This window comes from Virgibacillus sp. GM2-2, assembly GCF_055329585.1.
Genome location: NZ_JBUZWC010000001.1, coordinates 552,991 through 576,332 on the forward strand (window position 1 = coordinate 552,991; position 23,342 = coordinate 576,332).

At 37.6% G+C, this 23,342-nt stretch carries 30 protein-coding genes, 1 pseudogene and 1 riboswitch; of the genes and pseudogenes, 14 read left to right on the forward strand and 17 right to left on the reverse strand.

Translation table 11 applies throughout. The features are described 5' to 3' along the window. Positions 1-73: 73 nt before the first annotated feature. The 3 genes from ACY9Z2_RS02435 to ACY9Z2_RS02445 form a co-directional block, all read right to left on the reverse strand. On the reverse strand, positions 74-805 hold the full coding sequence (locus ACY9Z2_RS02435; protein ID WP_463608010.1) for a hypothetical protein: 732 nt from the start codon (positions 803-805) through the stop codon (positions 74-76). Positions 806-1,001: 196 nt separating this feature from the next. Continuing rightward, the gene (locus tag ACY9Z2_RS02440) at positions 1,002-1,577 is read right to left on the reverse strand and encodes a GNAT family N-acetyltransferase (RefSeq protein WP_463608011.1); all 576 of its coding nucleotides are present in this window, start codon (positions 1,575-1,577) and stop codon (positions 1,002-1,004) included. Next, a complete protein-coding gene (locus tag ACY9Z2_RS02445) occupies positions 1,567-1,977 on the reverse strand; it encodes a hypothetical protein (RefSeq protein ID WP_463608012.1) in 411 nt (136 codons plus the stop codon). The genes ACY9Z2_RS02440 and ACY9Z2_RS02445 overlap by 11 nt, the downstream gene beginning before the upstream one ends. A 150-nt stretch (positions 1,978-2,127) precedes the next feature. Here ACY9Z2_RS02445 and ACY9Z2_RS02450 point away from each other — a divergent pair, with 150 nt between their 5' ends. Continuing rightward, positions 2,128-2,931 (forward strand): TerC family protein, encoded by an 804-nt coding sequence (locus tag ACY9Z2_RS02450; RefSeq protein WP_463608013.1) that lies wholly within the window; start codon positions 2,128-2,130, stop codon positions 2,929-2,931. 117 nt (positions 2,932-3,048) lie between these two features. Here ACY9Z2_RS02450 and ACY9Z2_RS02455 read toward each other — a convergent pair whose 3' ends face one another. The 5 genes from ACY9Z2_RS02455 to ACY9Z2_RS02475 form a co-directional block, all read right to left on the reverse strand. Then, a complete protein-coding gene (locus tag ACY9Z2_RS02455) occupies positions 3,049-3,321 on the reverse strand; it encodes a hypothetical protein (RefSeq protein ID WP_463608014.1) in 273 nt (90 codons plus the stop codon). An 87-nt stretch (positions 3,322-3,408) separates the two neighbouring features. Continuing rightward, the gene (locus tag ACY9Z2_RS02460) at positions 3,409-3,753 is read right to left on the reverse strand and encodes an NIPSNAP family protein (protein WP_463608015.1); all 345 of its coding nucleotides are present in this window, start codon (positions 3,751-3,753) and stop codon (positions 3,409-3,411) included. A gap of 183 nt (positions 3,754-3,936) precedes the next feature. Then, on the reverse strand, positions 3,937-4,017 hold the full coding sequence (locus ACY9Z2_RS02465) for a putative holin-like toxin (protein ID WP_463608272.1): 81 nt from the start codon (positions 4,015-4,017) through the stop codon (positions 3,937-3,939). Between the two features lie 100 nt (positions 4,018-4,117). Next, the gene (locus tag ACY9Z2_RS02470; RefSeq protein WP_463608016.1) at positions 4,118-4,777 is read right to left on the reverse strand and encodes a Type 1 glutamine amidotransferase-like domain-containing protein; all 660 of its coding nucleotides are present in this window, start codon (positions 4,775-4,777) and stop codon (positions 4,118-4,120) included. Between the two features lie 5 nt (positions 4,778-4,782). After that, positions 4,783-5,334 (reverse strand): GNAT family N-acetyltransferase, encoded by a 552-nt coding sequence (locus ACY9Z2_RS02475; protein WP_463608017.1) that lies wholly within the window; start codon positions 5,332-5,334, stop codon positions 4,783-4,785. A 269-nt stretch (positions 5,335-5,603) separates the two neighbouring features. Between ACY9Z2_RS02475 and ACY9Z2_RS02480 the strand changes: the two genes are divergently transcribed. Further along, the gene (locus tag ACY9Z2_RS02480; protein ID WP_463608018.1) at positions 5,604-6,353 is read left to right on the forward strand and encodes a GDSL-type esterase/lipase family protein; all 750 of its coding nucleotides are present in this window, start codon (positions 5,604-5,606) and stop codon (positions 6,351-6,353) included. A gap of 46 nt (positions 6,354-6,399) precedes the next feature. Here the strand turns inward: ACY9Z2_RS02480 and pruA are convergent, their stop codons facing one another. From pruA to ACY9Z2_RS02495, 3 genes are all read right to left on the reverse strand, one after another. Beyond that, a complete protein-coding gene (gene pruA, locus ACY9Z2_RS02485) occupies positions 6,400-7,947 on the reverse strand; it encodes an L-glutamate gamma-semialdehyde dehydrogenase (protein ID WP_463608019.1) in 1,548 nt (515 codons plus the stop codon). A gap of 235 nt (positions 7,948-8,182) precedes the next feature. Then, positions 8,183-8,386 carry a hypothetical protein gene (locus ACY9Z2_RS02490; protein WP_463608020.1) on the reverse strand — a complete coding sequence of 68 codons (204 nt, stop codon included), beginning with the start codon at positions 8,384-8,386 and terminating at the stop codon, positions 8,183-8,185. A 72-nt stretch (positions 8,387-8,458) separates the two neighbouring features. Next, positions 8,459-8,560: riboswitch (SAM riboswitch) on the reverse strand. A gap of 6 nt (positions 8,561-8,566) precedes the next feature. Then, positions 8,567-9,679, reverse strand: a complete 1,113-nt coding sequence (locus ACY9Z2_RS02495) for a metallophosphoesterase (RefSeq protein WP_463608021.1) — start codon at positions 9,677-9,679, stop codon at positions 8,567-8,569. Between the two features lie 108 nt (positions 9,680-9,787). On the opposite strand from ACY9Z2_RS02495, the gene ACY9Z2_RS02500 reads away from it, so the two are divergent. Then, positions 9,788-10,750, forward strand: a complete 963-nt coding sequence (locus ACY9Z2_RS02500) for a phosphotransferase family protein (protein WP_463608022.1) — start codon at positions 9,788-9,790, stop codon at positions 10,748-10,750. 169 nt (positions 10,751-10,919) lie between these two features. Here ACY9Z2_RS02500 and ACY9Z2_RS02505 read toward each other — a convergent pair whose 3' ends face one another. After that, on the reverse strand, positions 10,920-11,006 hold the full coding sequence (locus ACY9Z2_RS02505; protein WP_463608273.1) for a putative holin-like toxin: 87 nt from the start codon (positions 11,004-11,006) through the stop codon (positions 10,920-10,922). A gap of 146 nt (positions 11,007-11,152) precedes the next feature. On the opposite strand from ACY9Z2_RS02505, the gene ACY9Z2_RS02510 reads away from it, so the two are divergent. After that, positions 11,153-11,932, forward strand: a complete 780-nt coding sequence (locus tag ACY9Z2_RS02510) for a GNAT family N-acetyltransferase (protein WP_463608023.1) — start codon at positions 11,153-11,155, stop codon at positions 11,930-11,932. Positions 11,933-12,102: 170 nt separating this feature from the next. Here ACY9Z2_RS02510 and ACY9Z2_RS02515 read toward each other — a convergent pair whose 3' ends face one another. Both ACY9Z2_RS02515 and ACY9Z2_RS02520 read right to left on the reverse strand, forming a co-directional pair. Next, a complete protein-coding gene (locus ACY9Z2_RS02515) occupies positions 12,103-12,681 on the reverse strand; it encodes a YpjP family protein (protein ID WP_463608024.1) in 579 nt (192 codons plus the stop codon). 99 nt (positions 12,682-12,780) lie between these two features. After that, a complete protein-coding gene (locus tag ACY9Z2_RS02520; protein WP_463608025.1) occupies positions 12,781-13,407 on the reverse strand; it encodes a CGNR zinc finger domain-containing protein in 627 nt (208 codons plus the stop codon). 132 nt (positions 13,408-13,539) lie between these two features. Here ACY9Z2_RS02520 and ACY9Z2_RS02525 point away from each other — a divergent pair, with 132 nt between their 5' ends. Continuing rightward, positions 13,540-14,010: a DinB family protein gene (locus tag ACY9Z2_RS02525; protein WP_463608026.1), complete on the forward strand. Its 471-nt coding sequence runs from the start codon at positions 13,540-13,542 to the stop codon at positions 14,008-14,010. Between the two features lie 268 nt (positions 14,011-14,278). On the opposite strand, the gene ACY9Z2_RS02530 is transcribed toward ACY9Z2_RS02525, so the two are convergent. Beyond that, a complete protein-coding gene (locus ACY9Z2_RS02530; RefSeq protein WP_463608027.1) occupies positions 14,279-14,626 on the reverse strand; it encodes a DUF4260 domain-containing protein in 348 nt (115 codons plus the stop codon). A 14-nt stretch (positions 14,627-14,640) separates the two neighbouring features. After that, positions 14,641-15,750: a GGDEF domain-containing protein gene (locus ACY9Z2_RS02535; RefSeq protein WP_463608028.1), complete on the reverse strand. Its 1,110-nt coding sequence runs from the start codon at positions 15,748-15,750 to the stop codon at positions 14,641-14,643. Positions 15,751-16,266: 516 nt separating this feature from the next. Between ACY9Z2_RS02535 and ACY9Z2_RS02540 the strand changes: the two are divergent. From ACY9Z2_RS02540 to ACY9Z2_RS02555, 4 genes and pseudogenes are all read left to right on the forward strand, one after another. Beyond that, positions 16,267-16,647: pseudogene (locus ACY9Z2_RS02540) on the forward strand (CAP domain-containing protein); the annotation flags it as partial. Between the two features lie 468 nt (positions 16,648-17,115). Continuing rightward, complete coding sequence (locus ACY9Z2_RS02545) at positions 17,116-17,652, forward strand: hypothetical protein (RefSeq protein ID WP_463608029.1); 537 nt, start codon at positions 17,116-17,118, stop codon at positions 17,650-17,652. Between the two features lie 28 nt (positions 17,653-17,680). Beyond that, a complete protein-coding gene (locus tag ACY9Z2_RS02550) occupies positions 17,681-18,523 on the forward strand; it encodes a VanW family protein (RefSeq protein ID WP_463608030.1) in 843 nt (280 codons plus the stop codon). A 22-nt stretch (positions 18,524-18,545) separates the two neighbouring features. After that, positions 18,546-18,749, forward strand: a complete 204-nt coding sequence (locus ACY9Z2_RS02555) for a hypothetical protein (RefSeq protein ID WP_463608031.1) — start codon at positions 18,546-18,548, stop codon at positions 18,747-18,749. Between the two features lie 361 nt (positions 18,750-19,110). On the opposite strand, the gene ACY9Z2_RS02560 is transcribed toward ACY9Z2_RS02555, so the two are convergent. After that, the gene (locus tag ACY9Z2_RS02560) at positions 19,111-19,830 is read right to left on the reverse strand and encodes a hypothetical protein (RefSeq protein WP_463608032.1); all 720 of its coding nucleotides are present in this window, start codon (positions 19,828-19,830) and stop codon (positions 19,111-19,113) included. Positions 19,831-19,949: 119 nt separating this feature from the next. Between ACY9Z2_RS02560 and ACY9Z2_RS02565 the strand changes: the two genes are divergently transcribed. The 5 genes from ACY9Z2_RS02565 to ACY9Z2_RS02585 all read left to right on the forward strand — a co-directional run bounded on the left by ACY9Z2_RS02565 (position 19,950) and on the right by ACY9Z2_RS02585 (position 23,312). Next, positions 19,950-20,105 (forward strand): hypothetical protein, encoded by a 156-nt coding sequence (locus ACY9Z2_RS02565; RefSeq protein ID WP_463608033.1) that lies wholly within the window; start codon positions 19,950-19,952, stop codon positions 20,103-20,105. A 132-nt stretch (positions 20,106-20,237) separates the two neighbouring features. Continuing rightward, on the forward strand, positions 20,238-20,657 hold the full coding sequence (locus tag ACY9Z2_RS02570) for a DUF2569 family protein (RefSeq protein ID WP_463608034.1): 420 nt from the start codon (positions 20,238-20,240) through the stop codon (positions 20,655-20,657). Positions 20,658-20,728: 71 nt separating this feature from the next. Beyond that, positions 20,729-21,670 carry a LytTR family transcriptional regulator DNA-binding domain-containing protein gene (locus ACY9Z2_RS02575; RefSeq protein ID WP_463608035.1) on the forward strand — a complete coding sequence of 314 codons (942 nt, stop codon included), beginning with the start codon at positions 20,729-20,731 and terminating at the stop codon, positions 21,668-21,670. Positions 21,671-21,771: 101 nt separating this feature from the next. After that, entirely contained in the window at positions 21,772-22,620 is an 849-nt protein-coding gene (locus ACY9Z2_RS02580) for an ABC transporter ATP-binding protein (protein ID WP_463608036.1), read from the forward strand. After that, positions 22,620-23,312, forward strand: coding sequence for an ABC transporter permease (locus tag ACY9Z2_RS02585; RefSeq protein WP_463608037.1), 693 nt, complete (start codon positions 22,620-22,622; stop codon positions 23,310-23,312). The genes ACY9Z2_RS02580 and ACY9Z2_RS02585 overlap by 1 nt, the downstream gene beginning before the upstream one ends. Positions 23,313-23,342 lie beyond the last annotated feature (30 nt).

Sequence of the window (23,342 nt, forward strand, 5' to 3'; positions counted from 1 at the left end):
ACCTTTTATTATTCCGACGTAAATGGAGGCATCTCACTATAATTACTAATCATTTGCGTCATATGAATTGAATTTACCAATTCATATGCCCTTTTTTCTTTTCACCAAATGGATAAAGTTTACGTTCTTTAGCTTCTTCATAATGATTTTTAATAATCTCTTCAACTAACTGCCGAGCATCCTTATTTTTCGTTTCAATGCCTAGTCTTTCAGCAGATTGGAAGATTTTCTTCTCATGAATTTCCTTCATTAACTCATGTGTGCTTTTTCCTTTCGTTTTGATTCCGAGAGCATCTGCTTCATCTTTTATCATACGCTCGGATACTTCCTTCTGTAATTCCTTGAATTCTTTACCCTTAGCTTGAATACCTAATTCATCTGCCTGTTGCTTTAGCATTGTTTCATAAACCTCTTTTGCTAGCTCTTTCGGGTCTTTACCTTCAATGCTAATTCCGAGCTCTTTTGCCTTTTCCTTTACACGTGCATGATGTACCTCTTTGGCAAGTTCCTCGTACGATTTCCCTTTCGTATCAATGCTAAGTTCTTCTGCCGCTCGTTTTATCCGTGCCTCTTTTACTTCCTTTGCCAGTACATTAAGTTCTTTTCCACTCGTTTCAATTCCCAGTTCCTTTGCCTGAATAATGATCATTGCCTTATGTCTATTTAACATGGCATTTTTCCTATGCGTTTCACTAATAATACCACGCTCCATACTAGAGGCGTCATCAGAAGCAGCCATTACGGAGGGTGCTCCTATTCCTAGTGTTAGAACGAGTATTAGTGAATAAATTAAACTCTTTTTCATGTTGTTTCATCCTTCCTGATGTAGAAATTACGTTCTATTACGTAGTATTTCCCAATCCAGGAATTAAATGAATAAAAAATAAGAACTATTAACTAGAACTTTTACTATCCCTTGAAAGACAATTTAGACAAACAAACGAGGATTAATTTACAAAATAGATATACCGGACCGTAATCAACCTGCCACCAGTATCTGTCTATTTAAAATACAACTTCTCATACTCATCACGCATCATCGAAAAAACAACCGTATCATGGAACCGTTTCCCATCAAAATCCGTCTGCCGAAGAACTCCTTCCTTCTTGAAACCATACTTTAGTAAAATTTTTTCAGAACGAACATTTCCTGCAAAAATGTCTCCAACAATCCGATTTAAACCAAGTTCATTAAATCCAAAGTCAAGAACTTTCTCCATGATCTCACTCATGACTCCCTTGCCTTGGTATTCTTTCTTAATGACTACACCCATTTCCGCCTTCATATGCCACAAATGAATTTTATGTAAGTGGAAATCGCCAACAATTGCTTCATTTTCCTTATCCATAATTACCCATGGAATTTCCTTTCGTTTCCCATAACGATACAATTGATCTTGAACTTTGTCCTTCATAGCTGACAACGTCTCAACTGGGTGAGGTGTGATAAATTTCATCGTTTCTTTATCCTGCATAAACTCAAATAACGCAGCACTGTCATGCAATGTTAACCCTCGTAGCAAAAATCTATCCGTTTCTAGTAATGGAACTTTAGTGAAAATCGCCTCAACTGACATCGGCAGTCCTCCAATTTACTTTTTCCTTAAGTCTCTTTTTTAGTTCTTTTTCATCTTTTTTATCAAGCCATTCCATATATAACACTTGCTCGTCATCATCCTTTAGTTTCAGTTCAATGATCGTATTTATTTCAATTGCTTTTTCAATCGATTCAAAGCCAATTCTCTTCCTAGGAAAAATCAAGCCTTGATAGATTGTAAGCGCACGATCTTCAAGTAGTATGTAATCCTTATCCGGTAAGTTTATATAATAAATACCCCACAACATTTCAATTACACAAGCAATACCAGTAAATACATATACAGCAATTCCTGGCGCTCCCTCCATTGTATAAATGGAGAAAGCACACATCCCCAATGCAATAATTGCACCGACAAAAGACCCAAACCCCTTCTTCATCCACATACTCTGATAACGATACTTAAATCCCATCGTCTCACCCTTCACTTTTCAGAACATTACATACAGTTTAACACGATAACGCTAGTACGTTTACCTTAAATCGAATGAGGGAACATACAATCAGCAAAGAAAGAAAGGTGATTTTTAGTGGGATTATGGCTCGAATATGGCTGGGCATTACTTGTCATTATTGGCCTAGAAGGTTTACTCTCCGCTGACAATGCACTTGTCATGGGTGTGATCGTTAAAAACTTACCAGAAAAAAAGCGCAAAAAAGCATTGTTTTATGGCATAGTCGGAGCATTCATTTTTCGATTCGCTGCTTTATTCGCGATCTCATTTGTCGTGAACATATGGCAAATTCAAGCAATCGGTGCTGCTTACTTAATTTACTTAGGGGTAAAAAGCATTGTTAAGAAGAAAAAAGAGTCAAAATCTAATTCGTCTAATTCGTCGATCGACGGTGATCAAAGTTTATGGAAAGCCATTTTAAAAGTTGAACTTACCGATATCGCATTCGCAATCGACTCGATTTTAGCAGCAGTTGCAATTGCAGTCGCTCTACCAAATACCGGTTTTCCAACGATCGGGGGCATGGATGGTGGAAAATTTGCTGTTGTCTTCATCGGTATGTTGATCGGAATCGCGTTCATCCGAATTGCAGCAAACTATGTTGTAAAATTCATGAAAAAATATCCAGTACTCGAAAAAGCGGCATTCATTATCGTTGCATGGGTAGGTGTAAAACTAGCGATGCATACATTAGCTCACCCAGATGTTAAGCTTGGATTAATAACGGAAGAATTCACGCATAGCATTTGGTGGAAGGTTACCTTCTGGGGTGTAATGTTGTTGATTGTAGCAGTCTCAATCATTCTGGCAAAAATGAAAGGTCCAGATACAGACAATGATGATCGTGATGATGCTTCCCTATCTACAAATAATAACTAGTAAGTAAACACCAATTTTGCTCTTTTTTTGTTTATAGAACATGATAAAACCTACGCATCTATCGTAAGTTGCGTAGGTTTTTAATATGATCTATTTATTCAAGGGCTCATCTTTATATTAACCGATTAGAATTTTTTGTCGATTGAAAAACGCAGAAAGTCGTTCTTTTAACGATTTCGCATCATTCCCCTCGATTACAACAAGTAAGTCTTGTTCCCTTTGTGTTAAAATGAAAGACATCAGATTTGGGATATTTTCAACGCGACACGAAATACCGTTTCTTAGCAGATAAATAATACAATTAGACGTTTTACACAGTTGATAAAAACTTAATGTATCAGAAGTGGTTAACGAGTTAGATTGGACTTTGAATGATAATATATTTTTCATGTTTTCTTCTCCTAGATGTTTTGATTTTTCTATCACAGCATGCATCCTGCTATAGGAGAAATTCCCATAAAAGAAGAAACATAAACTTTACACTTTTGTTACAGTGGATTCTAATTCCTCATTCCTTATTTCGAGTATGTAGTTCTTAGTAATATATTCTTTTCCCCCATACTTTTCATACCACGCTTTTATTCGCTGCAAATGATCCTCATCATTTCTAATCTTAGACTCAATTTCAATGTAGTCCTCATAGCTGTCGTACTCCCAAATGGCAAATATCTCAACCGTATCATCATCGTTCGGTTTCATCCACCGACCGATCAACCTCGTTCCATGTTTTAATTGATTAGGCAGGTTGGTTTTATTGAAATGCTCGTTGAAAACCTCTACAAATTCATTTCTCACAATATAAAATTTTCTCCGATAAAACATAGCTTCAACTCCATTCAGGTTTAACATTACATACAAATGAGGTATACTATAAATAGAAAATCATATGCTATACAAAAGACCGCATGGTGCTGTTACACCATACGGCCGAGTGCAATAGCCCTTCAAAAGCGGCGGCTCACAAAGTGGAAAATAACCACCTACTTGCTCACCAGGCTAGGGTGGTTATTTGTTTTTGTTTGACAGAATCGCAACGACTAGAGTTCCGAACGAAATCATCAAAAAAATAGTCTCAAATACTGTCATCCAGGCATCACCCCCTTTCAAAAAGGGAATGAGCCACCACCCATGAAAGCCTTCTTGCACCTGTATTTAATTTTAACAAAAAGTGTTCGGGTATTCTGTATTACTTTATGCCTATTAATTCACCGTTTTCTATGCTGTATACACCATAACCTTCCATGTCCATAAGGCGGTTATTTTTCAGATAAATACCAGTATCCTCATCAATTCCATAGTTTATATAGTTTGGATGTTTGCTGACTGCCTGCCGTATATGACCTTCATCGCCCCATTGAGAAAAATGTACGGCAATGATGACATTAGAAATCAACCCTAAGCCTATCCGCTCCTGGTATTCCTGCTGATCATTATCTTTAGCTGAAATGATACACGTTTCCGGGCTAATAAGTGCGCCAGCTGAAAAACCTGTTACAGGTACTCCATCATCATAGGCAGCTTTAATTGCTTGTGAAATAGGAGTGTCAACGATGTAATCGGCATACAAATTTGTGTTACCACCAAGAATGATAATGCCAGAACTGTTTTGTATCCTCTGAACAGCATCCTCGTGAGGAGTCGATGGAAGAGGAATAGCATGAAAATTTGTTAACCCAAATTCCATTAAATCACTTTGAACCCGGGATATGTATTCCTCCCAGCCATCACGTTCGATAAACAAGATCGAAACAGGTTTATTGCTTTTTTGCACAATCAAACTAAATTCCCTTGCTAGTCTTGGTGTAAACGGCAGGCCACCACCGAACAAAAATAAATGTTTGTTCATTCGTATCACCCATTATCCTTAAGTATTGCATACTCCCTATCTAAAATACTCATCATGACATCGGTCTCATATTTGCCTTCGATTAACGCACCTTCACGTTCGAATCCTTCTTTTATGAAACCGCACTTTTCGTAACAAGCAATCGCTCGTTGATTGTACTCTAATACCCGCAAATCAACTCGGTGAAGTTTAAGTTCATCAAAAGCATACTGCAAAATTAATTGTGTTATTTCAGTACCCAATCCTTTTCCCCAAACTGTAGTATCAAACAGGCCAATAGCGTATCTTGCTCGATTATCCTCATCAGAAACAGTTAATCTAGCTTCGCCTATACATCTACCCTGGTATTCCACACACCAATTTAATTTTTGTGACAAAATTTGATCTACAAAATACTGTGCACCTTCCATCGTGAAAGGTTTTAAATTTTTAGTATTGCCACCGTACAATCTGATAAGTTCTACACTCCGTCCACATTTAAAACGATCATGAACATCACTGTCCATAGGCTTTCGAAGTAGCACGGATTTACCTTTTATGGTTGGGGAAATGTTCACGTTAATCACTCATTTCTTATTTAAATAATAAAAACATTCATTTTCAAAATGATTTTAATAAATTTATTTTATCATAATATTAGCCTTTAATTTCTTTTAACCAATGAAAACGAATAAAGTACTTGTTCTTTCATAAGGATAAGATGTTTAAAGCGAAACTAATGGATTACATACCATAATAAACATTTCTTGTGTTCGTTATTTCGACATACTATTCCTCAAAGCTCAATTATAATGAAGACATGCTACATAAAAAGGGAGTGTTTCCATTGAAGATAATCGTTAAGTTGTTGGCATTGTTTTTAATCTTAAGTTTACTGTTTTCATCAACTGCTTTTGCAAAAAGTGACCAGGCTAAAGAATCACTTGTAGCTTTAGGCGACTCGATTCCTTTCGGGTATAACCTAGGGCAAAACAACCATCATCCTTCCAAGTATGCCTATCCATTTTTGATTGGAGAAAATGCTGAACTTCGTGTTCGGAATCTTGGCGTTCCTGGCTGGCAAACCGAGCAAATGTTGATTGCTTTAAAATCTGATCAAAAATATCGGCAAGCTGTTAGACATGCAGATTATATTGCGTTAACGATCGGAAATAATGACTTACTACAGGCGTTAAGGGCTGCTCAGGATTCGAGTAACGGCAATCCGGAATTATTTATGCAGTCACTACAGCAACAAATTCAAAGCAGTAATTTGTTCGGTAATATCGGCAAAATCATTGCGGAAACGCGGACACTTACAGATGCACCGATTGTTATGTACAACGTTTATAATCCATTCCAGGTGGAGGATCCATTGCATACGGTTGGAATACAGATTCTACCTAGTATAAATCATCATTTTGCTGGACTAACCGCTTATTACAATGCAACTTACGATGATGTATTACTGGCTGATGCCTATACCGCATTTGGTCAAAACCAAGCAGCTTATGTAATTCAAGGTGACATCCATCCAACTATCAAAGGGCAAATGAAGCTTGCTGAGATTGGTTTGGAAGTATTGGGGCTAGAGTAACTGCCCATAAATCAAGCAGCCCAGCTAAGCTAGGCTGCCATTTCTTTTACATCATTTCCGATACAGTTTTCGCTTCAAGGAAGTTTAATAAATAATCTGGTCCACCAGCTTTTGCGTCGGTGCCGGACATTTTGAATCCGCCAAACGGATGGTATCCTACAATAGCCGCTGTGCAGCCACGATTGAAATATAGATTTCCAACTTGGAATTCATACCGCGCTCTATTTAAATGCTCACGGTTATTCGAAATCACTGCACCAGTCAATCCGTAGTCTGTATTATTTGCGATATCTAACATTTCATCAAAATCTTTTGCTTTAGTAAAACCAACGACTGGTCCAAAAATTTCTTCCTGCATAATAGTTGCTTTTGGATCAACATCAGCGAAAATCGTTGGGTAGACGAAGTACCCTTTCGAATCGTCGGTTTCACCACCAAATACGAGCTTTCCCTCATCTTTTCCTGTATCGATATATCCTTTAATTCTATCAAATTGCTTCTGGTTAATAACCGCACTCATATACGGATCTTCTTCCGTTGGATTCCCAACTGTTACGTCCTTAGCAAGCTGGATTGACTTTTCAAGCACTTCGTCATAAACATCTTTGTGAATCACCGCTCGCGAACAAGCCGAACATTTCTGGCCCTGGAATCCAAATGCGGAGTTGACAATTGATTCAGCCGCCAAGTCCAAATCAGCATTATCGTCAACGATAATCGTATCCTTACCACCCATCTCTATAACAGCTCGCTTTAAGAAGTTTTGCCCTTCTTGGACTTCAGCAGCACGCTTATAAATACGTGTTCCTGTTCCACGTGAACCTGTAAAGTTGATGAAATGGGTTTCAGGGTGGTCAACCAAATAATCACCGATTTCTTTTGGATCGCCAGTAAGAAAGTTTACTACGCCTTTTGGTAAGCCCGCTTCTTCTAAAGCTTCCACTAGCATATATGCAATAACTGGCGTATCCTCAGCTGGCTTCAACAGAACAGGGTTACCTGCTACAACCGGCCCTACAGTTGTCCCGCAAACTATCGCAAACGCAAAGTTCCATGGTGGGATTACGACACCTGGCCCCATCGGTTGATAGAAATAAGTATTGTTTTCATTTTCTCGATCGTTAATTTCCTTACCTTTACCAAGTTCAATTATTTGTCTGCCATAATACTCAAGAAAGTCAATTCCTTCCGCGGTATCGGCATCAGCTTGCCCCCATGGCTTCCCGGCTTCAAAAGACATCGTCGCTGAAAACTCATGTTTTCGGCGTCGGACAATTCCTGCTGCCTTGAACAATACCTCAGCTCGTTCCTCTGGAGTAAATCCTCGCCATTTCTTGAAAGCTTCCTGGGCTTTTTCCATCGCTTGATCTACATGCTTCTTTGTTGCCTTTGAAGCATATCCGATTACTTGTTCTTTATTTGACGGATTTACCGATGTCATTTTGTCTTCGGTAAAAACACGTTCTCCTCCAATTACAAGTGGATAATCCTTACCTAAACGGTTCTCCACCTCACGCAATGCAATCTTATATGCTTTTCGATTTTCTTCATTTGTAAAATCAGTAAACGGTTCATGTTTAAACGGTACTACCAACTCGATTACCTCCTTGAAATGGTTACTCTATAATAGGTGTTTCACGTTCTGGGATGTATTAAACATAGAAGAGTTAGCAAATCGAGCATAATGTAAAGTAGAACGATCGAACCTGCGTTATAACCGCGCATGAACAGATTGAAAACGCGCAGCAATTGTGCTGTCGCGCGTTTTCTATGGATTATTGATCGATTTATTTTGTTTGCTGCGCGTTTTGACCATAACAATGCGCGAATTATTTTAATCGCTTCAACTCACGCTGGTTATGTTCCATCAATGGTTTAATAAACCTTTCATATCGTTCCCAATGAAACGCTTCAATCTCTTCTGGAGTCATTTCCTTTACGATATCAGACACCGATGTTGATGGAGGCAATTTTTCAAACTCTTCCTCACTTAATTCTCTTACCTTTCCATTTTCCACAAAAATTCGCTTCACCAAAATCATCTCCTTTTAAAAAAATATATAAAAACCCCTTTATGCTTGGATTGCATAAAGGGGTCTCCTACCGACTTATCATCCAAAGCATACACTTTGCTGGTGTTAGCACCTTGCTTAAGCAGGTTGCTGTGACGTCGTTGAGCCAGATCTCTCAGTCACTCTTGATAACCTATTCACTTAATTTGTAGTATACAACAAATTCGCTAAAATGTCTTTTCGAACCCAACCTTCTTTTCCATCTTTTTTTATCAACGTGTAATCCTCACAGCTATCATCCACGATCGAAACGATATCACCTTTTTTGACATGGAGTTGCGTACACGATACGTCTGTTTTGACGGTATAGTTTCCATCTTCCTGTTGTTTAACATATTCGTTTTTTACGTAAAAATGCTTATTTGTCCCTAATTGCTTACAAAGCGAAAAACTATCGCCCGTTTCAATAGGAACAATTTCATAGTGCGGATACGTAATGGCACCCGTCATTTCCGATTCGGTACGAAAATCTTCCTGCACTTCACGTGTTTGGAAATGGTCCATATATGTATTCGAAAATGCATCTCCGTTTGTAGCAGTTTTGATAATAAACGCGTTTAATTGTCCTGTTGGTTTAATCACATTCCCGCCATCGATTGCAATGATTTTTTTATCGGTATCGATAATTGGATTATTTGCTGGTGCGTCTGTTGCATAATTTGCCACTGGCCAGTGGCCCACAATTACGTATTTGTCTGCGCGGTGGGTTTTTTCTAAAAACGTCGGCATCGCTATAGCTAAATCACGCTCTGTGTCCTTCCAATCTTCCACATCCTCAATTCCTGCGTGAACAAAGATATAGTTTGGCGTTTCAATTGCAGTTGGAAGTTCCATAAGCCAAGTGATTTCTTTTCCGAAATGCTCCAGCAAAATTACCTTTAGTTCTTTAACATCTGTATCTTCATTGATTTCAAAACCAATCTTTTCTGCCCACTCGCCTATAATTGATCTACGTTTCAAAACATAATGGATGAGCCTTGGATCCTCTACTAGTAGATTTTCAACAATCGAATCACAGTTTCCCTCTGTCACATGTACGTTAGCATTGGAAGCTTGCAGTGCCATTACATAATTTACAACCCCAATACTGTCACGACCCTTTTCACAAAGATCACCGTTAATAATTAGGTAATCTTCTTCGCTGAAATTTACTTTTGTTAATAGCCTTTTGAATAGCTCCAACTCCCCGTGAATATCCGAAATCACGATTACCCTTGCGTTAGTTGGTATGGATAGTTGATTGATTTTTTTCACTGTCATTTCCCCTTTTAATTATCTATCAATAGGTTACTATACTTTCGCACTATTCCGCAAAGTGAAATAGTGATAGACTTAGGGTTGAGTCCAATGAGGAGGAGAAATATGAAGGAAAACTGGGAACGAGTAAAACCGCTTTATTCACTTCCGAATCATGAACTTGAAGAAATGATCCACCATTTTTCGCCAGGCATGCAATTAGAATCTGTTCAATTATTAAGTGGGGGATTTAGTAATACAAATTACAAAGTAAAAATTAATTCTAGTGAAAAACCATTGGTATTGCGAATTAGTGATGAAAAGAAGTGTAGGTTCGAGAGCGCACTACACACCAAGTTGCACGAGTCACTGCCTGTTCCAGAAATCTATTATAGTCACTATCAAGGAAATGCATCCTTTTCCATCATGGAATGGAAAGAGGGGATACACCTGAAGGATACGATGTATAGTAACGATACTCTTTTTTTGAAAAAAGCAGCCTATTCTACAGGCTATTGGCTTGCTCAAATGAGAAAAAATACATTTACTCAAGCAGGACTTTTCAATGAAAATTTAGAAGTGACCGTACCGATGAAGGTAACGCCTGACACGTTTCTTTCGTTTATGGAAGAATTTTTAATAGACGGCCATACGGGTCACTGGCTAGGGGAAGAGCTAACTGAAAAACTGTGGAATTTCACACGAATGAACAGTCACCTTTTAAAAGATATTGATCCGACACCTGCACTTGTACATAGTGATTACAACGGCTTGAATATAGTGGTTGCGGAAAAAGAAGTTACTGGTATTATCGACTGGGAATTTGCTTTTGCTGGTCCAGTTCATGTAGACATTGGAAATATGTTGCGTTATGAAAACTTCTCCTCTATTACTGATTTCGAGAAAGCTTTTATTGACGGCTTACAATCTGGTGGCGTCATGTTGCAGAAAGATTGGAAGAAGCTCGCAAAGTTAGTTGATTTAATTGCTTTATGTGATCTGCTAAATAATAAACATGGAGGAGTCAACAAGGTTAGCGACGTTAAACGATTAGTCATGCAAACGATCGATAACTGGGATGATTATTGAAATGTGTACAAAACTCCAATTCATGGTATAATAAATACAGAAGTTCATAATATAGTAAAAACCGTACCATGCTAATCACATGATACGGTTACAATAGTCCAACCCCATCAAGAGGGGTGGCACAGCTCTGGAAATAATCCCTCACTGTCTCGCTAAAGCATATGAGGGATTATTTTTTATTACTTTTTTCGGACATAATAAACGCTATTAACATGCCGAATGAAATCATTAGCGTTAATACATCTTTTATATCCATAGGCAGCACCTCCCTTCATGGACAAAAGCCCTGAAGGTAAAGCGTATGCCAAAATCCCTCATATGAAGCTAGTCTATTGATTAATCTATTATAGCATATTCGAACGAACGTTCCTATTATTTTGTTAGTTATAAGGAGAAATTTATATGTACAAAAACGAGTTACTAGCGACTTTCCATGAAGAACTACGTCAAAATGCCAAAACACTCGGATACGAACGGAAAGAGACGGATTATGTGGTGCGCCATCTATCACAAGGTGGCGAGAAAAACTTCATTATTGCATCTAGTTTGACGGACGCAAATGCAAAGAAAGTAATAGAAGCGGAACTAGCCTATTTCCGGGATCGTAAACAGGAATTTGAATGGAAAGTGTATAGCTACGACCAGCCTGCAAATTTAACTGAGTTGCTTTCCCAAAAGGGATTTACAATTGATGATCCCGAAGCCCTGATGGTTATGAAACTGGATGAATCACATTCTTTGCTTCACCATTCAGGAGGGCAAAATGTAACAAAAATCACCGACGAAATGGGCATTCAGGATATTGTCCAACTCGAGGACACTATTTGGAATGAGTCACATGCAGAACTTGGCAAGAGACTATGGCGCGATAAACAGAGCGATCCTGAGTCGTTATATCTTTACGGCATGTATGATAAGGAAAAGCTAGTAAGTGCTGCCTGGATGTACATCGAGCCAAACTCTTCCTTTACGAGTTTATGGGGTGGCTCAACACTTCCAGAATATCGTGGAAAAGGCTTCTATCGTGCAATACTAGCTACCCGCGCGAGTAGAGCGTTTGAAAAGGGGCATCCTTTTCTAACCGTTGATGCAAGCCCGATGAGCAGACCAATCTTAGAGCGCTGCGGTTTTACATTTCTTGGGTATTCATACGGATGCCAGTCACCCTCATTTAGTAAATAGGTATATTTTGTGGTGGCTCGTATTTCTCTAATTCGGCTTGTATTTTGTGAAATTCAGCCTGTATTTTTCCTACATGGCTTGTATTTTAAAAATTTGGCCAGTATTTCCAATTAACTCCCGACTGGAACCGTCTCAAAACTAAAAAACTAACCATCAAATTCAATGGTTAGTTAAGACATCCACTTCAGCGGAACATTTTTATCCCAGTAGATTTCACCAATATTGTGGTGCTCCTCAAAGCTATCTTTGTTTACGTGATAATGGAAATTAAACCAGTACCCTTCTTTCGGACGTTTATCACGACGGACGTCAAATCGTACAATATCCTCTTTCGTTTGATAGTCATAAATGGTAAAGATTTTTTCTCCATAGCCTCGGGCTGGCATTTCAGTAATGGCAAGATACGGTGATTCTTTTCCCGCTTCCTCTAGTATACTCTGAAGGACGAGTTCCATATTCGGTAAAATCGTATTTGTAAAATCATCTTCCACTTGATGCATGATTTTTGGCCCTAGTTTGGTTAAAGTTTGAGCCTTAGCCTGTTCCGTTAATGCATGTATTATGTCAACTTCTTCAGATTCTTCTAGCCTATCCTCTTCACTATTTTCTGCAGTTGGAGTTTCAGTCGCTACTTCCGAAGTAACCGTTTCGGTATTTTCCTCCGCATTTAAATACGTCGGTGGGATATAGACTCCAAGTGTCATAAATGTGATTAGGATTACGGATATTTTTCTCAACCAGAGCTTCATAACAATTTCTCCCCGCAAATATACTTAGCTATTATTTTATCACTTTACAGAGAATTGTCTATAATACTTTTACTATTTAACAAATTTGTAAAAATATTTTTACAGTTTTTTCTTATTTTGGTAGTGTCGTTTAGCTTTTGCCTTATTTCCGCAATCGTCCATTGAACACCAGCGGCGACTGCGATTACGGCTCGTATCTAGAAACAACCAGCCACAAGTACCACCTTCGCATACCTTTACGCGATTAATTTCTTTAGAAACTAATAAATTGACAGCAGATTTTGCTACGGGCCACAGCATGTAATCAAGATCCGAACTGTTTGGACGAAAATCTAGAGTAAACTCGTTTTCATTGTTACATTTAACTTCCAAAAATTTATTCGCCCTTCGCAAATGCTTATTTAAAATGAACAGATCTTTTGAACTGACTTCCGTTCCTTGTATCTTTGCACAAAAAATTCGGAATAACGCTTCTCTTAATTCAATGGCACGTTTCAAAACATGCTCGGCTCTCTTATCATGGACTGCTGCCAATCTTTCTAGCGATTCAATCTGATTATCTCCCTGCAAAGCATCCACTTCAAATCCCCATCTTACTAACTTTTCATAACTAGTTAGCCATTCATTAGGGTTTTCATTGAAATGGTATCCGACAGTGTTAATAAAATCTAAGCATATATTCTCATTGAGTCGGTAAAAAGTGTACTTCTCTTGTCTTTGCACCATCTCACCCTTTCTAAAATATAACCCTCTAAATGAATATTGACAGTTAGAAAGCATAAGTTTATACTATAACCACTAACATGAGTTTAGACGGTTATAATTGTTATGTCAATTTACCAAGAGGAGGTAACAACTATGCAAAGTAAAGTGGAACTTTTGCGTTTTCAACGAGTGTACAGTTGGGAAAAAGAAGGCTGGTTCGTGCCACTAGCTGATGCGTTAGAAGGATTACGTTCTGCTGAAGCTGCTTGGCAACCTGAAAAAGGTGGTAACACAATATGGCAAACGGTAAATCATTTAAACTATTGGAACGAAATGGTGCTTTCCGCTTTGAACGGGAATCCACAGGAATCAGACATATCAAACGATGCTACATTTGGTAAACCTGGAAATCCTGACGACACAGAATGCTGGGAAGATACTGTTGAACGAACTCGTAAAATTGAAGATGAACTTCGATCTGCATTAGAAAAGTTAAATGATGATGAATTAGATCGATTGTCATTAACTGAGGTGCTTCCAAGATGGATGATGCACGACGCCTATCACACTGGGCAAATCGTCCTGCTACGTAAACAACAAGGATCATGGCCGCAAAATAGATAAGAAAAGCGCAAGCGCCCTTTTAGAAGCGGACGCATAAGCAAGGGACCGTAGAACGCATGGGTTTAGCGTTCGAAGTGTCCATTGCTTATGACGGCAGCTTCTGGGCGATGTAGTTAGACAGCTTTTCGTTTATACTTTCTTTGCTCTTAAAAAAAACGAGATTGGACCATGAAAGGTCTAATCTCGTTTTACTGTTCCATAAATTTAGTAATATCAAATTAACAAAGGATGGCATAAAATTTAGAACATAAATTATGATACGTCATGTTCACACTCGATTTAAATGCGTATCCTTAAACTCAGTCGGATACTTCAATCCATATCCAACCATACGATCCATCCCAATATGAGCAATCCATATCAGACCAACAGCTAGCATGACCTGATCTTGCAATAAGAGTCCCAGCATAATAATTGCAATCGGCACACTATATGTGTGAAAAAGATTATATACGACAGCACCAACTTGGCTGTTCTTTAAATATCCTAGCATAGCTAAATCCGGGGCTAAAAATAGAATGAAAAACAATGTCCTACTGTAATCGAGACTTGCATAAAAATATATACTTAACACCAAAATTGCTAACCCTTCTACATGCAAGACAACTTTATTCATAAGATTCCTCCAAACTAGTAGCTAATATTTTTTGCAACCATGGTTTGATTTTTTCCATTACGTTTTGCCTGATAAAGACTTTCATCAGCGGACTTGAAAAACTGTTCTTTACCAAGGTCCCTGCTATAATTGCACATTCCTATACTGATTGTGACTGGCTGATCATTTAGTTCTTCATGATTCATAATGCTGACACTAACCCGCATTTTTTCAATGAACTCATAGGATTCTTCAGCGTCTTTATCCTTCAAAATAACAGCAAATTCCTCCCCACCATAACGTGAAGCGAAATCGTCTGAAGTCATGTGTGATTGAATATTCTCACCGACACGCTTCAGAATAATATCACCCACCCAATGCCCATAATTATCATTGACCCGCTTGAAATTATCGATGTCGATAATAGCTAATTGTAAAGGAAAGTGCGTGCTTTCACTCTGTTCAATTAACTTTTCTAAATACTCATGGAAAGTCTTGTGGTTGTATAGATTGGTTAATGGATCCAGCTTACTTGCTTTATCCATCATAATATTTTGAACTAGTAAATCTTTTTGGTTTCTAATCGATTCCTCTAAATGCTCAAGTAAATACTGACCCCGTTTTATAATACCTCCCGATATAAAGGTACAACATACAAAAACCCCAATACTTGCAAGCACTTCCCTAATCGAAACTTGGCTAGCTAATGGTGTATAAAAATAGTAAAGGCTTATAAGCGAAATAAGACATGCTGATCCGGTAATGTATACAATTGCATTATGAAAATACAACGCTGAAACAAGAATTGGAACGAAGAGGATATATTGGATACCCTCGACAGTTGGTGCCATAAATATATGCACATGCAACATAGAAAATATCCCAAAAATGATAATATAATCGCTCATGCTTTTGAGCTTTTTCGTTAGGAATTCCATCAAGAATAGCACGATAATAATTGTAGATTGTGGGATTAAAACGAATGTAATGAATCTTGCCCATGCAATTGCTGAACTGTTTTTTGTAAGAGAAAAAAGAATGCCGGATATGGAAATAACGATGACAATGAGCGTCAGCCACCAACAGCCATTGAGAATTTTACGATTTAAATTCGTTGTGTCCATAACCTTTGTTTTGTCTGTCATCTCGATGCTTCCCTTTGCTTGCCTATAAATTACTTATCGGTTATATCGCTACGTTTTTGTAGGTATTTTGAAGTGGTATATTTTTTTAAAATTAAGCAAAGATAAAAGAAAATATGCAAAGGAGATAAGTAGATGCGAATTAGTATTATTGGTTTTCTATTATTTGTACTTGTGGCATGTGCTAACAATGAAAATGCGTTAGAACATCCAGATGATCAACCTGCAAACGATGGTAATATTTCGAGTATATTTACAGGATCTTCAAATGATGCTCAGCTTTCCAACATGGAGCAGGTCCATTTCCCCAATGACTTTGAATTCAACTTGGACGAAGGTTTTCCTGGACAACCCAATGAGCAACCCAACAATGATAATGAAAAAAGCCCGGAGTGGGAAAGGCAAAATAACGAAGACAGGGGCCAAACGAGACAAGATTATGCCACTGAACAGAATGGAGAACAACCACGGCAACGCCAAACAAATGACAATGGTGATAGCCAACCACTTTCTGCTGAACAGTTAAATGAATTTGAAACGGAAGTAATCGAGCTAACAAATGCTGAAAGAGAAAAAGCAGGATTACCAGCACTACAGGCGCACACTTCCTTAAGCAGAGTTGCAGAATTAAAATCAAGGGATATGGTAAGTAATGATTATTTTTCACACACAAGCCCTACGTATGGTTCCCCGTTCGATATGATGAGTGAATTTGGTATTGCCTATCAATCTGCTGGTGAGAATATTGCTTATGGCCAACAAACACCTGAGCAAGTAGTAAACGCTTGGATGGGTAGTGAAGGCCACCGTGCAAACATACTAAACAACGACTTCACGCACATAGGCGTTGGATACGTGCAAAATGGCGACTATTGGACGCAGATGTTTATTGAGAAATAGCTGACTAAAGGGATGCAACTCGCATCCCTTTTTTAATGTAAAAAGTTATATAAATATTTTTAATCTTATGTTATTATCAAGCAAGAAGAAACCACTATGGAAATGTCATAGTGGTTAAACGTTCAATTTTTAGTGCTAAATTTCTTTAATGGAAATTCCTTAGAAACAGTTATCCCATCTATAATAAGCAACGTCGAATCAAACGCTCGCTTTTTTACTTTGTCAAAATCAGCACTTTCTTTTATTTGATATTCCGCATGAAAATGTCTTTCAGCACCTGGTTCGAAAAATCCACCACCACCAAATATCCCCTTATCAAAATCTTTTTATATTTGTATTATCTTTCATAACCATTAAGGAAGAAAGCTTTTCGTTTGGCCAAACAATGTGGTTTCGGAATTATTGTTTTTAATTTTTAAAAATATATTCATGGTGACTTTGTTGATCCTTTATAAAGGAGTTGATTGGATGACAAAAAGAAAATGGTTGATTTCCGCTTTAGCAATTATCTTACTTTCTGGCAGTTGGCTTATTTATCAAAAACTAACTGATACTACATATGAAGGAATGACGATTATACCTGAACAGCATGATGATATACCACTGTATAATGGTTTGGAACCAACTGAGTATGATTATATTATCAAAGGTGATCATTGGAAGGATATTTATAAATTTTATATAAACGAGTTACCGAAGTATGGTTGGGAAGTTGAGTATGAGGGTTCGGCACTGGACGATGATGACATGGAAAACGATTGGAGCGGCTTTATGTCCCGTTGGGAAAAAGATACGATGGACTTTGAATTGTGGATTTCATCACATTATGATCAAATTGAGGAACAAACTAGAGTTATGTTTGATCGAAGGCCTGTTCATACGTCAACAACATGGATTAATAATCCTCCAGAGATCATTTGCATTTACAACGATTCAACTGTTACAACTTGTACTACGAAATTGATGAAACCAGAACAAGAATTTTTTGGGTTCACAGATCTTTGAACAATTATTATAAGAGGGGATATTTCCTATGCAATGGAACTGGCTTCAATCACAAAAATTTAAGCCGAAAAACAGAAGTAAAATTAGAATCTACCTTGGAACGAGCTATTATCGTCTCAAAAGATCAATCGAATGGTATACAGATAAAAAAATCTACGTTAAAGATAAGGACAAAACGCTTTATCCATTTGAAGTCAAAAGGCATCAAACCCTTTTACGAAGACAACTTAAGGATGTGGATATGTGGTATCAGGAAAATAAAATTAGTAATTTAAAAATTGCTTTGGAAAAACTGAACGGCGTCATCATTAAACCAGGCGAGACTTTTTCCTATTGGAAGCTTATTGGAAATCCAACGAAAAGAAAGGGTTACATAGAAGGAATGATTCTTCATTATGGTGGCTTCAAACCAGGAATAGGTGGTGGGCTTTGCCAACTTTCAAACCTCATTTATTGGATTACCTTACATACACCTCTGTCTATTACAGAACGCCACCGACATAGCTATGATGTTTTTCCGGACTCGAAACGCACACAACCTTTTGGTAGTGGAGCAACCTGCTACTACAATTATTTAGATCTTCAAATTTTGAATAACTCCGCCAATACTTTTCAGCTTTGCCTTTATTTAACTGATAAACACCTAATAGGAGAGTGGCGTGCTATAAATCCAGAGATTATGTCCTATGAAGTATATGAAAAAGAACATAAAATAACTTCCGAAAGCTGGGGAGGATATATGCGGCATAATACTATATATCGTAGGGTTTACAATGGCCGAAATGAAATGATAGACGATCAATATGTTACGGAAAATCATGCGATTATGATGTACAATCCGCTTCTTGAGAATGAAAATAAAGCTAATTAATTTTTACAAAGGAGTTGATAAATTGCTTACAAATATATTATGGGGATTATTTCTATTGATATTTATTGTGCTGTTGGTTTACCGCGACAAACGAAAAAAGAAAAAGCGAATTAATAATCCATACCTGGAGAAAACCCAACAAGAAAAAGAATTGGAAATTGCAATTGAAAAAGAGAAATCGCGACGAAATGGGCCACCTGGAGGTATCGGTGGAGGTGGCTTTTAATTTTTTTCGAATTGCTTTACGTTCACTTTCTTTTTAAGAACCCATTCCTGAAATAAATTCTTCAGTGAGTTCCCAGTATCGGCAATCTCTAGAATCCTTCTTTATGATTGGCGGACATCAGGTACCTTATTAATATAAAAACTGGCCAATTATGGTTGCTTGCGGACATCAGAGCCTTTATTTTATTAAACTACAGTGTTTTTAATGTGTTTTTACGCAAATAGCATATCGTCTGTCCGCTTCGTGCTAAAAAAAGGGTGATTTACGTAAAATAACGGCTTCTGTGTCCGCTGCTGAAGCCCGTCAGCCTCCTCTCGCCCAACTTCCACTCCTAGGAACGTGTTTGTACCTTGATAGAAAGCTATTTTTCCTTCACTGCTTCTAACTCCGAGATTACTTGAAAAAGCTGACCATCTGGCGTTTCATCCGAATACTCAGTTTTTACAATACCTAAGTCTTTTGCCCAGTAATAGGTCACAGTTGATCCATTGGACTCGTTTTTTACGACGATTACATCTTCAAGTGTCTTGTAGGGCAGTTCAACAGTAGCTTCTGTTTCCTGGATAGTCCATTTACCAAATGACGCACCTTTTTTAATTGGGGCTGCCAGCATAATCTCGTCCTTTCGTTGATCTTTCTGAACAAGCTTAGCTAATTCAGGGAGTTTTTCCTGATCAAACCCTGGCTCCATATGTAATAACGTAATGCTCTCTGGTTTAACTTGATAGATCTTTAACATATTTGTACCAGAATACTGTACCACACCAAATAGATCGCCTTGTTGTGTGTAGGTTTCGACTTTATACGTAGCAAATTCATTACCTGTACCTTTGAATTGCTTAACGATATTTTCTCTTGGTGCATACTGAGCAAGTGAGAGATCATCTGCTTCCTCCACTTCCTTCTCCTGTTTAGCGGAAGATTCGGTATTCTCTTGGTCGCCAGTGGAACCATTTTCTTTCTGTGTTACTTCTTGTTTATCCTTATTCTCATTCGTTTCTGTAGTCTGATCTTCTCCACCACATCCACTAAGAACTATTAACAATATACTCAGCACAATCAAAATTCTATTTAGTCCCATTGAACTTCACCTCTACTACATAGTAATTTTCCGGTAGTCAAATGTCAAAAGCGTCTCACCCAGCACTCACTCTAAATAATTTTTTCAAAAAGGGTCAAACTAATGGCAGGAGGGATGATATGTCTGAACAAAATAAAAACCGTAACAAGGATAAGGGAAGGCAAAACAACAAAAACAAGCACGATAAAACTCGTGGTGATGTTGAATTTTCTAGAGAAGATGAGAGTGAATTCTTAAACTTAGATGGTAAACGAAATAAACGAAAACGAAAGTAAATTAATTGCTCCTGTGCATGAACAGGGGCATTTTTTTATTGTATAGAAATATCTGACAGTTATGTTATAGTTTTACTTATAAGGTCTACCATAGTTTCTGACGTTTTTAAAAAAATTCATGGGGGATTTAGAATGCAGAAAAACAAGCAAATGGCTGTTTCTATTGAGCCGAAGTTCGATACCGAAAGTCGCTATGCTATCATCGCTGGTTGGCTTCTCCTTCCTGCAATTGGAGTCTTTTTCTCTTTACTTGCTTCGTTGATACTCATTATCTATGCTGATCCTACTGCTTATCCTTTTGATTACTATTTCAATGCATTGTACTTTGTATTTTACTTGTTTATTCTTTACTTTTGGGTCAAGCGAAAAAAAGTACTGCCCACATTGATGATAATAAACTACATATCAAACATTATCTTTGGGTTGTTTATTATTTACCAATCAGAGATGCAAGAGGTAAATTGGTTGAACATCCTCTTTAATTTCATTTGGATCGGATATTTTCTCAAGTCAGAACGTGTAAAAGCCACTTTCACAAATTCAATAAATTAAGTACAATGAATCGAGAAGCTAAACGCTGTTCGGTTCATTTTTTTCTCACTTAATGGAATGGAGTTTTTATTATGGCTAATTATAAAATAGATAACGAAATTGTAAAAAGTGAAATATTCCCTGAGTTCTCAATTGTGGTAAATGATTCACATACAACTGCGATTTATAGTGATGTAGACATGCAAGCGGAACTAGTGAAAGAACTACGAAAAACAATAGCTATCTGTGATCGCCAAGACGGCTTGTATGACCGGTTAACAATTAAAGAGAATGTTGCTTTTTATCGTAAGTGGTTTGGTTGTAAACGAACACTATCTGAAATTCTTGTACTGTTTAATTTACATAATTGTGCTGAAAAACCGCTGAAGAATTGCTCGGTTTCAGAATTTGCTCGAGTTCATTACGCAAAGCACTTCATGACGGGCGGAAATCCTTCTGTTTTTCTGGAACCAATTCATGGCATCGACATTTTAACCATCAATACATTTATCGAGATGTTAAAGAAGTTGACCGAGGAACAAATTCCCGTGCTTGTCCTTGTATCGAACATGGAACATGCCTTATTGCTTGGCGATGTTGCTTACAGGCTTCACCAAAAAGGGGCAAATCAGATTGAAATTGAAACAGAAGAAGAAAGTACAACTAAAATAGCGGAATCATCACCTACAATAGCCAATTTATTTAAAATTCCTGCGAAGATAGAGGATAAAGTTATTCTTTTCGATCCTCCAGAAATTGATTACATTGAAAGTCAAGACGGAAAATCAAAAATCGTTATTAATGATGAATCGTTCGCAATGGACTCTACACTTGCAGAAATCGAGAAAAAATTGGAGGTTTACGGATTCTACCGATGTCATCGCTCCTACATTGTGAATTTGCAAAAGGTACGGGAAATCATTACGTGGTCAAAAAATACATACTCGCTTAAATTGGATAATAAAATCCAATCGACAATCCCATTATCACGAACAAAATTACAAGATATACAGGATATTTTCAACTTGAAATAGGTACATTTTAGCCTCTCTTTGTTACAACTCACCTTGATATGACTGCATTTACGAGAAATAAGTTATAGAATTGGTGTAGATCATCAGGGGAGGTTATTTTATTGGAAAATGCGATTGAAGTACGTGGATTACGTAAAATTTTTGATCAAACTACAGCGATTAACGGTATAAGTTTTGATGTGAAAAAGGGTGAAATTTTTGGGTTTTTAGGTCCTAGTGGGTCTGGTAAAACAACCACGATTAAGATTTTGACTGGTGAATTAGAAAAAACGGATGGTGAAGCAACGGTACTAGGTTATCAATCAAATGCCTTCAAATCAGCCGATTTCAAATCACAAATTGGTATTTTATCGGATAATAGTGCGTTGTATGAGCGCCTAACTGTTTACGATAATTTAAAATTATTTTGTAAGTTATACAGTGCGCCACTTGAACAAATTGATGTGATGCTCGAAGAAGTAAATTTGCAGGATGCAAGAAATAAAGTGGTATCAAAGCTTTCAAAAGGAATGAAACAACGTGTACTACTTGCGAAAGCATTAATCCATAAGCCAAAGCTTGTCTTTTTAGACGAACCGACATCTGCGTTAGACCCTGGAAATGTTGCACACATTCACCGCGGGTTGCAGAAGTTAAACGAAGCTGGGACAACGATTTTCCTAACCACACATAACATGGAAGAAGCAACTGATCTATGTGATCGAGTAGCATTTTTGAATAATGGTAAATTACAAGAATTAGATAATCCAAATTCTTTGCGCTACAAACATTCCACTCACGCATTTCACATTGAGACCATCGACGGGCAACAAATCGTTATTGAAAATGAGCCTGGAAATGCGGATAAAATAAAAGAATTAATCGCAGCTGGGCGAGTCAAATCGATGCATACAGACAATCCGACGCTTGGCCAAATCTTTTTAAGCGTAACTGGGAAGGAGTTAGTATAATGAATACGCAACGTATTGGTGCCATTTTTGAAAAAGATATAAAAGATTTTATGAAAAATATGATGCTATTAATGATGCCGATTATTCCTATCATTCTAGCAATCTTGTATAGCAGGTTAGGCGACGGTGAGGAAATGCCAATTGAAATGATTTATCTAATCGTAGGTGTTACCTTCTCCTCGGTTACGACTAGCTGTATCATGACGATGATGGCTGAAGAAAACGAAAAGAAAACATTACGCGGACTAATTTTGTCACCTGCTTCGATGGCGGACATTATCGTGGGAAAAAGCCTCGTGGCTGGACTTATGACCGTGATTACGTTAGTTATTTCCCTTATCATTATCAGCATTGATCCGTTCTTAGCTGTACGACCACTTATCGGATTACTATTACTATTTTTGTTCTTTTTATTTCTCGGGATCGGCCTTGGACTTTTCATCAAGACTGTTGCCGCAACGTCAGCATATTTAATGCCGATTATGTTTTTATTCGGATTTACACCAATGGTCGACTTTCTAAGGCTTGGTGAGGACAGTTTGGTAATGAAAATTTTTGATACTTTCCCAATTATGGTGTTGATCGGAATGCACGACTCCGGTTCCTGGCTTCCATTAGGTGTCGTTTTAATTTGGGTAATTGCAGCAGGAGTGTTTATGTACGTGTGTTTTAAAAAAGTAACGAAAGATTAGAAAAACTCAGCATTCGCCTCGTCCTTAATG

What these genes read in the sequence shown, in the direction of transcription:
- ACY9Z2_RS02435 (WP_463608010.1), bottom strand. Translation starts at nt 805, where the DNA reads ATGAAAAAGAGTTTAATTTATTCACTAATACTCGTTCTAACACTAGGA.
- ACY9Z2_RS02440 (WP_463608011.1), bottom strand. Translation starts at nt 1,577, where the DNA reads ATGTCAGTTGAGGCGATTTTCACTAAAGTTCCATTACTAGAAACGGAT.
- ACY9Z2_RS02445 (WP_463608012.1), bottom strand. Translation starts at nt 1,977, where the DNA reads ATGAAGAAGGGGTTTGGGTCTTTTGTCGGTGCAATTATTGCATTGGGG.
- ACY9Z2_RS02455 (WP_463608014.1), bottom strand. Translation starts at nt 3,321, where the DNA reads ATGAAAAATATATTATCATTCAAAGTCCAATCTAACTCGTTAACCACT.
- ACY9Z2_RS02460 (WP_463608015.1), bottom strand. Translation starts at nt 3,753, where the DNA reads ATGTTTTATCGGAGAAAATTTTATATTGTGAGAAATGAATTTGTAGAG.
- ACY9Z2_RS02465 (WP_463608272.1), bottom strand. Translation starts at nt 4,017, where the DNA reads ATGACAGTATTTGAGACTATTTTTTTGATGATTTCGTTCGGAACTCTA.
- ACY9Z2_RS02470 (WP_463608016.1), bottom strand. Translation starts at nt 4,777, where the DNA reads ATGAACAAACATTTATTTTTGTTCGGTGGTGGCCTGCCGTTTACACCA.
- ACY9Z2_RS02500 (WP_463608022.1), top strand. Translation starts at nt 9,788, where the DNA reads ATGAAGGAAAACTGGGAACGAGTAAAACCGCTTTATTCACTTCCGAAT.
- ACY9Z2_RS02505 (WP_463608273.1), bottom strand. Translation starts at nt 11,006, where the DNA reads ATGGATATAAAAGATGTATTAACGCTAATGATTTCATTCGGCATGTTA.
- ACY9Z2_RS02510 (WP_463608023.1), top strand. Translation starts at nt 11,153, where the DNA reads ATGTACAAAAACGAGTTACTAGCGACTTTCCATGAAGAACTACGTCAA.
- ACY9Z2_RS02515 (WP_463608024.1), bottom strand. Translation starts at nt 12,681, where the DNA reads ATGAAGCTCTGGTTGAGAAAAATATCCGTAATCCTAATCACATTTATG.
- ACY9Z2_RS02520 (WP_463608025.1), bottom strand. Translation starts at nt 13,407, where the DNA reads ATGGTGCAAAGACAAGAGAAGTACACTTTTTACCGACTCAATGAGAAT.
- ACY9Z2_RS02525 (WP_463608026.1), top strand. Translation starts at nt 13,540, where the DNA reads ATGCAAAGTAAAGTGGAACTTTTGCGTTTTCAACGAGTGTACAGTTGG.
- ACY9Z2_RS02530 (WP_463608027.1), bottom strand. Translation starts at nt 14,626, where the DNA reads ATGAATAAAGTTGTCTTGCATGTAGAAGGGTTAGCAATTTTGGTGTTA.
- ACY9Z2_RS02535 (WP_463608028.1), bottom strand. Translation starts at nt 15,750, where the DNA reads ATGACAGACAAAACAAAGGTTATGGACACAACGAATTTAAATCGTAAA.
- ACY9Z2_RS02545 (WP_463608029.1), top strand. Translation starts at nt 17,116, where the DNA reads ATGACAAAAAGAAAATGGTTGATTTCCGCTTTAGCAATTATCTTACTT.
- ACY9Z2_RS02550 (WP_463608030.1), top strand. Translation starts at nt 17,681, where the DNA reads ATGCAATGGAACTGGCTTCAATCACAAAAATTTAAGCCGAAAAACAGA.
- ACY9Z2_RS02560 (WP_463608032.1), bottom strand. Translation starts at nt 19,830, where the DNA reads ATGGGACTAAATAGAATTTTGATTGTGCTGAGTATATTGTTAATAGTT.
- ACY9Z2_RS02565 (WP_463608033.1), top strand. Translation starts at nt 19,950, where the DNA reads ATGTCTGAACAAAATAAAAACCGTAACAAGGATAAGGGAAGGCAAAAC.
- ACY9Z2_RS02570 (WP_463608034.1), top strand. Translation starts at nt 20,238, where the DNA reads ATGCAGAAAAACAAGCAAATGGCTGTTTCTATTGAGCCGAAGTTCGAT.
- ACY9Z2_RS02575 (WP_463608035.1), top strand. Translation starts at nt 20,729, where the DNA reads ATGGCTAATTATAAAATAGATAACGAAATTGTAAAAAGTGAAATATTC.
- ACY9Z2_RS02585 (WP_463608037.1), top strand. Translation starts at nt 22,620, where the DNA reads ATGAATACGCAACGTATTGGTGCCATTTTTGAAAAAGATATAAAAGAT.